This window comes from Armatimonas sp. (genome assembly GCF_043757465.1).
GTDB lineage: Bacteria > Armatimonadota > Armatimonadia > Armatimonadales > Armatimonadaceae > Armatimonas.
This window is the reverse complement of record NZ_JAYVPL010000058.1, coordinates 1-6,957: the sequence shown is the minus strand read 5'-3', so window position 1 is coordinate 6,957 and position 6,957 is coordinate 1. Positions and strand designations below refer to the sequence as shown.

Annotated in this window: 8 protein-coding genes; 3 read left to right on the top strand and 5 right to left on the bottom strand. The window is 56.5% G+C overall.

Features of this window, described 5'->3' with window-relative positions:
• The coding region (locus tag ACH2ED_RS07590; RefSeq protein WP_395089876.1) for an SWIM zinc finger domain-containing protein at window positions 1-414 on the bottom strand (414 nt) is incomplete at its 3' end.
• A 288-nt stretch (window positions 415-702) separates the two neighbouring features.
• On the opposite strand from ACH2ED_RS07590, the gene ACH2ED_RS07585 reads away from it, so the two are divergent.
• Genes ACH2ED_RS07585 through ACH2ED_RS07575 form a run of 3 tightly spaced genes read left to right on the top strand, consistent with a single transcriptional unit; the run spans window position 703 to window position 2,950 of the window.
• Window positions 703-990 carry a hypothetical protein gene (locus ACH2ED_RS07585; protein ID WP_395089874.1) on the top strand — a complete coding sequence of 96 codons (288 nt, stop codon included), beginning with the start codon at window positions 703-705 and terminating at the stop codon, window positions 988-990.
• Window positions 968-1,543, top strand: a complete 576-nt coding sequence (locus ACH2ED_RS07580) for a DUF2335 domain-containing protein (RefSeq protein ID WP_395089872.1) — start codon at window positions 968-970, stop codon at window positions 1,541-1,543. Before ACH2ED_RS07585 ends, ACH2ED_RS07580 begins: the two co-directional genes overlap by 23 nt.
• 3 nt (window positions 1,544-1,546) lie before the next feature.
• Window positions 1,547-2,950 carry an FAD-dependent oxidoreductase gene (locus ACH2ED_RS07575; RefSeq protein ID WP_395089870.1) on the top strand — a complete coding sequence of 468 codons (1,404 nt, stop codon included), beginning with the start codon at window positions 1,547-1,549 and terminating at the stop codon, window positions 2,948-2,950.
• On the opposite strand, the gene ACH2ED_RS07570 is transcribed toward ACH2ED_RS07575, so the two are convergent.
• The 4 genes from ACH2ED_RS07570 to ACH2ED_RS07555 form a co-directional block, all read right to left on the bottom strand.
• Window positions 2,947-3,783: a hypothetical protein gene (locus ACH2ED_RS07570; RefSeq protein WP_395089868.1), complete on the bottom strand. Its 837-nt coding sequence runs from the start codon at window positions 3,781-3,783 to the stop codon at window positions 2,947-2,949. The genes ACH2ED_RS07575 and ACH2ED_RS07570 overlap by 4 nt on opposite strands.
• Before the next feature lie 10 nt (window positions 3,784-3,793).
• Window positions 3,794-5,038, bottom strand: coding sequence for a hypothetical protein (locus ACH2ED_RS07565; RefSeq protein ID WP_395089866.1), 1,245 nt, complete (start codon window positions 5,036-5,038; stop codon window positions 3,794-3,796).
• 13 nt (window positions 5,039-5,051) lie between these two features.
• Window positions 5,052-5,828, bottom strand: a complete 777-nt coding sequence (locus tag ACH2ED_RS07560) for a hypothetical protein (RefSeq protein WP_395089864.1) — start codon at window positions 5,826-5,828, stop codon at window positions 5,052-5,054.
• 70 nt (window positions 5,829-5,898) lie between these two features.
• The gene (locus ACH2ED_RS07555; RefSeq protein WP_395089862.1) at window positions 5,899-6,804 is read right to left on the bottom strand and encodes a cation diffusion facilitator family transporter; all 906 of its coding nucleotides are present in this window, start codon (window positions 6,802-6,804) and stop codon (window positions 5,899-5,901) included.
• Window positions 6,805-6,957: the final 153 nt, after the last annotated feature.

Sequence of the window (6,957 nt, the reverse complement as noted above, 5' to 3'; positions counted from 1 at the left end):
GTTTCGGTAGCCGTAGCGCGAGTTACGCTCTAATTGTTTAAACTGCTTACGGACTTCTTTCTGGATCGCGTCATGGCTGATTCCACTCACTTTTTTTACCTTCGTCTTTGGAGCAGCAGCAGGCTCTGGGGCCGTCGCTTCTTGAATTTCGTACAACAGCACCGCGACGATATGCTTGCACCAGCCATCCCACTCCTCGCCGTACGGACAGGTGCAGTCGGCCTCTTCAACGTCGTTTTTGTCATCGAGGTTAATCGTCACCTGATACGGCTTGTGGCGCGACCCTTGCACATGCGCGATGAGCGTCTGCCCCTTGCGCGTGGTGTCCTCAATCAGTCCCTCGGAGAGATAGTCTTTCCCACGCGCAAATATTGTCGCCCCCACACTCCTCAGAAGCTCACTCTCGTTTATCATGAGCTATATTGTAGGGCAAATGCCTCATTTTTTCGATTCTTTACCAATTACTTTTGAGACCGATGTTTGTGTGGTCGGCGGCGGCCCGATGGGTGTCTCACCTTCTAAGGTTTAGCAAAGCATCCACCGACAAAGATATGGTAGTGCTCAAAATTTCCGGCGACTCTGGTGACATGGTAGTATATTTGGTAGAATGCACATCTGACCAAATGTCTGAATAGGGTGTGTTATTTTCATTGGGAACAAAGCAAGGAACTCTAGACATTGGGCCTAGGTGAGGCAGTCAACATGAAGATGATGAACAACGTCAATCATCAAGAGGTAGAGGTTATGAACCGAAAAAGCGTGAGTCTTGTAATGACAGGGTTCCTCTGGTCAACTCCCTCTTGCATTGAGGGGTTAAGTCGGATACTGGATATTGGAAATACATTCAATGCATACAACGTTTCTAGCACTCCTGAGGAGGCAGATGCCAGAGCAATACAATCAGATTGGCAAGTTGTCGGTACCGACATCACCTCGGCGGTGAGGCAGTATCAGAAAGCTAACAGCGATGATCGATCTTCAAAGAAATGAAGAAGGGATTTCCAAATCTTCCAAAAATGCCCCTCCTGAAGAAGTATTAGAGGGGCATTTTACTGATCCAGAGCAAGCCAAAATAGCTCTCATAGCTTCTCATTCTTCCTTTTTCTCAGGCCCCCTCCCTCCTCCAGAGGTATTGATTCGTTATAATGATGCCACACCTGATGCAGCAGATAGAATCATTGGCATGGCTGAGAGACAGTCGGCGCATCGTCAGGAATTGGAACTTCTAGTCACTAAAAGTAATATTGAACGATCAAATCAAGGTCTAAAAACGGGTTCATATATTGCAACATTGTGTTTAGTTACTAGTGGATTTTGTGCTTATATTGGACAGGCGACTGTAGCTGGTATATTAGGTGGCAGCACTGTAATCGGACTCGCAGGAGTTTTTGTAATAGGGAAAATCACTCAAAACAAAGAGCTTTCTGAAAAGAAAGATAAGAATACTAATCCTCAAATTGATTCTAAGGAATCTTCTGAAAAACGATTACCAACACCGCCTCCGAGTAGCGAAAAAAATCGCAGGGCGAAGCCTCGGCGTTAGCAAGTGGAACCAAGTTATCCTCTCGCCTTTAAGACCGATGTTTGTGTGGTCGGCGGCGGCCCGGCGGGAGTCGCGGCAGCGCTGAGCGCGGCACGCAACGGCGCACGGGTCTTGCTGATTGAGCGCATGGGTTTTTTAGGTGGCTCGGCAACGGCGATGCAAGTTCCCGCCTTTGCGCCCTTCTCGGATCGCACGAAGGCGATTGTCCGCGGCATCGGCTGGGAAGTCATGACCGAGCACCAGCGCCGCCTGGGTCGCTCTCTCCCTGATCCCGACTTCTACCATGTGCCGCAAGATAACGGCCGCATGGACTGGGTACCGATTGATGTGGAGCTGCTCAAGCGCCTCTACGACGAGCTCTGTGAAGCCGCAGACGTCACGGTGCTCTTGCATTCGTTCGTTGGGGCAACTTGCACTCTCCCCCCAGCCCCCTCTCTCGCTCTTTTTCCGACTCCGTCGGGACGAGAGAGGGGGCGTTTAGAGGGGCTGATTCTTGCCAATAAAGCGGGGATCTCTCTTGCCAAAGCAAGTGTCTTTATTGATGCGACGGGCGATGGCGACCTAGCGGCGCGTGCGGGATGCGCGTTTGAGCTTGGCGACGAGAGTGGCAAAACACAGGGAATGACGCTGTGTTTTACGGTGGCGGGCGGCTCGCGGAGTAAGTATCTGGAGTATGTCTACACCACCGGCGATGGCTACCTGGCCCAGTTAGTGGCGCAGGCAAAGGCTGATGGCGCGTGGAACTTGCCGGATAGCTCGCTAGTGGGAATGAGCTTTAAGAGCGAGAGTGTCGCCGGGTGCAATCTAGGCCATGTCTACGGCTACGATGCCACCGATCCGCTCTCGATAAGCTTGGCCGAGCGCGAGGGGCGCAAAGTGATCGCAAAACTCATGGCGTTTTTGCGGCGCTATGTCCCCGGCCAGGAAAGTATCGAGCTGATCTCCAGCGGCCCACACATCGGGGTGCGCGAGTCGCGGCGCATTGTAGGCGAGTACACGCTCACACTGGAGGACTACCTTTCCTGCCGCACCTTCCCCGACGATATCGCGCGCTGTGCCTATTTCATTGACCTGCATGCCGTCACGACGGAAATAGCCGCACGTGCCAAAAGTGTGACAGACGGCGCACAGCGCTCCCACTCGCTTCCCGCCGGCCAGAGCCATGGGATTCCCTACCGTTGCCTCATTCCCAAGGGCATCGAAAATCTTCTGGTGGCGGGCCGCTGCCTCTCCGCCGAGCGCGCCGTCCAGGGCGCCACTCGCGTCATGCCGTTCTGCTTCGCGATGGGCGAGGCGGCGGGCCTCGCGGCAAGCATGGCCGTGGATTTAGAGGGCGCTGTCCGAGGCGTGGATATTATCGAGCTCCGTCAGCGCCTAAAGGCACAGGGCGCGTGGCTAGGAGACTAGTGAACCAGTGGCTCTTCGCACGCTCCTGTCTCGCAGTTCCAGGAGAGGTTCGTGCCATTTTTATCGGTGCCGCAGCTATCGCCGTAGAGCTGGCCGGGAAAACGGCATCCGGGTGGGCCGGTGGACGATGTCACGGTCACGTTGATGGTGATTTTCTTGCCGGACTCACTGTGCGTACATGTCAGAGACGCACCACCTGCCACCTTTCCCGAGACAGTAACAGGATTGCCCGAGGCCGCCACGGAGGCTGTTGACGCCGCGCTGCTCTGCCAGGCCCACGACGCAGGCGCGGTGGGAACGACTTGGTTATCGGCATTGAAAGCCGTCACGCTCACGCTGGCGCCCCCTCCCACAATCGTCGAGACGCTCACGGGGCTGGCGGTAACATGATCTATAGTGCTATCCAGAGAGACATCCTGGTTGACCGAGGAGCCCACATCCCCCGTCGTCATTTCCTGGGTCGCAACCGCCTGAGCAACTCCCGTCCCATCCGCATTGGGGTAGGCCGTCATCGTGATGCGAATCTTCGCCAGAGCGGGCATCGTACTCAGCGTGATATCCGAGGTCGCTCCACTTCCCGCAGGCCGCGCCACCAGTGTCTCGCTGATAGGAACCGCGTAGTCAGGCTCGTAGGCACTCACACTTACCTTCAGGCTCTGGGCAGACAGCGGAATGACACGTGTTGCGCTACGCTCCGGCCAGACAATATGCAGCGTCAGCCCCGTCGCCCGGCTGGATTTGTTTGCAGAACCACCCGCGCAGCCTGAAACCACCAGGCCCACACCCACTGCGACCAGCACAAGAGACAAGATCTTAGTCAAGAGAGATTTCATAGCGGCCCTTTTACTTTCCATACAACCTAATGCTGGCAGTATCAAGATAGAGTTTGTCGAAGATATTCTGGCGTACCTCGATGAGATCGGGAAACTCACGGGTGATAAAGGTCTTATCTTTTACCACAAGCGACGCCCCGACGGTCGCCTTGATCCCCACTCCCAGCTTCACGTTATTTCCCGCAGGGCTGCTCTGTCGCTTCAGCTCCAGATCCGCATAACCGTCGGCTTTTAGGAAGGGGCCCGCGATACCCAAAAGACGTAAAGAGAGATCGGCTCCGGGCCCAATAGCGAACTTGAAAACATTCAGATAGTTTAAGTTCAGTGGGTTCATCACGACTTTATGGCTACTCACCGGAACTGCACCTGTCTGCGGGGTGAAGCTGAAGCCAGCCTGGAAAGTAATAACCGACTGGGGTAGCTCGTAGCCCACCTCTAACTTGCCCTCACAGAAGACATTGATATCCAGCATGGGCACGTAGGGAAGTAGCACGGGAACACCTGCCACGATCACGACGAGATAGAGTGTCGGGCCAACAAGGGTTTTAACCTTGACGCGCTTGGAAATGCCCGGGATCTTTGCTGAGATGGCGACCTTAAAACCGGACTTAATCTCGGTTGTTGGCGCATAGCGGTAGATCTGAAGCACTCCCCCCTTGATGAGAATTTGGGAGTCTGTCTTGAACTTAAAGGTGACCGCCCCCTCACAGATAATGCCCGCATCTCTTGTACCAGCGAGGACTGCCTTATGAAGAACGATCTTAAACTCACGGGACGTATCATCGGCGCGGCTGCGGCCCGGCGGCACAAACTGAACATCAGGATCGTCGGGCGTGGTGTCCACGAAACCCGCCGGGTCGTACTCCTCAGGTAGACGGAGATCCGCTTGCTGGAAGACATCCTCAAGATACGCTTGCTCTGTTTGGACAACCACCCCGCCCGCGCCGTCGGGAGCCGCGGAGACGACGCGTAGCATGAATCCCTCGCCCATTGTCCCCAGAAGCACTTGACCCGCCGTCAGCGTGGGCACACTGCCCGCAAGAGTGATGCTGTTTTCCGTACGCCCCGTCACACGAACCGAGCTGTCGTTGGGAAGCAAGACCGCATTGGGCTGTAAAATCGCAGGAAGGGGAGGGTCAGCTCCCCCACCGCCACCGCCGCCGCAACCCGCCAGCCCCAGGAGTCCGGCTCCCGAGAGCATCAGGAAGTGACGGCGGCCCAGCGCACGCAGCGGGATCGTGAGATCCTCAGACATCGTTGCCTTCTTTCTAGCGCCCTGCCGGGACAGCGAGATAGCTGCCGTTGTCGAGCGAGCGAATCGTGAACTGTGCGCGCTGCTGCGGTGTCGCGGCAGCGATATAGGTGCTGTTGAGACGCTGACCATCGGCGGCAATGACCTTGACCGTGTCAACGCCATTTTCTTGCACCAGAATGGGAATCGCCGTCGCGGGGCCCACTTGAACCGGGCCGATCGGGCGCAGGTTCGAGTCTAGTAGCTTACCAACGGGAGAGACCACGTAGCCGTAGCGGCTCAGGGCGCTCTTGGCCTTGCGGATCTTGTCCTTGAGATCGTCTTTGCCCGCCCAGGAGCCGCCACCGTACAGATACATATTGCACTCACCCAGCTCAGCGGTGCCCCGTGGACGAATTCGATTGAGAGTCGCACTGATCTCGCCGGGCCGACGTGGGGGCGAGGCAAGCTCAATCAGCGTATCCGTGAGTACCTGGTCACGGCAGGAGCTTGGAGGAACCGTTGCTCCATACAGCCGGACTTTCTTACGTAGATCCTCATAGGTACTCCACTGTCCACCGCCGTAGTTGAGTGCGTTACACTCGCCAATATCGCCCAGTCCGTTCGGGGCACGACGAATATCGTCGTTGTAGACCTGATTGATCAGCGGATCGCGGCAAGCTGCGGAGCGCACCAGGGCCGCAGAGGCAGGGCGTCCTAGGAGCGGTCCGCGCCCCTCACAGATCCAGTTCAGTGCCACAAGCACCACAAGCCCACCCGGCAACCCTGCTGGGTATCCCAAAAATCGCTTCATGATTGAAACTCCCTATGGTGCACACTATACCTTAAGGCGCGTGACAGTATCGTGACAGAGTGGGATCGAGTTACTTCGGGAGTGCGGGTTCAATATGCACTAAAACGCGGGCGAAGCGCTTATCGGAGATCTGAGCGCGGACGGTGTCTTGCACTTCGTGGGCAATCTCGTGGCCACGGTAGACAGACATGCTCCCCGCCACCCGGACGTCCAGCTCCACATAGTAGTCAAAGCCCATCTTGCGGATGAAGCACTTGTGCAGGTTCTCGACTCCCACAACTGTCAGCGCGACGCGGCGCACCTCGGCCTCCAGTGCGGGATCGGGGTGGGCATCAGTGAGCTCGAAGAGTGCACCCCGCAGGATATTGACCCCGTTGTGGAAGATCACAACCGAGGCCACCAGCGCCGCCCAGTCGTCGGCACTCGCCCAGCGGGAGTCGGGGTGGAGGCGATTGCCTATCTGCGCAATGAGAATTCCCACGAAGGCGGCGATACTAGTGATCGTGTCGGTGCGCTGGTGGAGAGCATCGGCCTTCACGGCGTTACTGCCTGTCTGCTCCCCGATTTTCAAGGCGTAGCGCACCAGCGCCTCTTTAATGCCGATCACCGCGAGGAGCACCAGCAAGGTCCAGGGAGCCGGAAGGCGGTGGGGAATACGGATGCGCTCGATGCTCTCGTAGGCGATCCCAAAGGCGGCCAAAAAAAGAAAGAGCGAGACCACGACGGCGGCCAGCGGCTCCGCTTTTCCATGCCCTTGTGGGTGGTTCTCATCGGCAGGAAGCGTCGAGACCTTCAGCCCAAAGTAGACGAGGATGGACGAAATAACGTCCAACCCCGACTCAATCGCATCAGCCACGAGCGCGTACGAGTGTCCGAAAACCCCAGCCAGCATCTTCCCGAGCGCCAGAAAGAGGTTGACGACGATCCCAATCAGCGTGGAGCGCATCCCCTGCTCGGCGGGGTGTGGGGTAGACATCGGCCTCTATTATACCCGTCTCAAGCGTCGGACGTACTCTTAGAAGTATCTGACTCAGGGGAACCGCATTTGTTTTTTTGAAGACCGAATTTCCCAGTTTTCAGGCGTTTGCCCAAGTTTGCTATGAATGCTGAAAATGCCTTTCCCATCTAC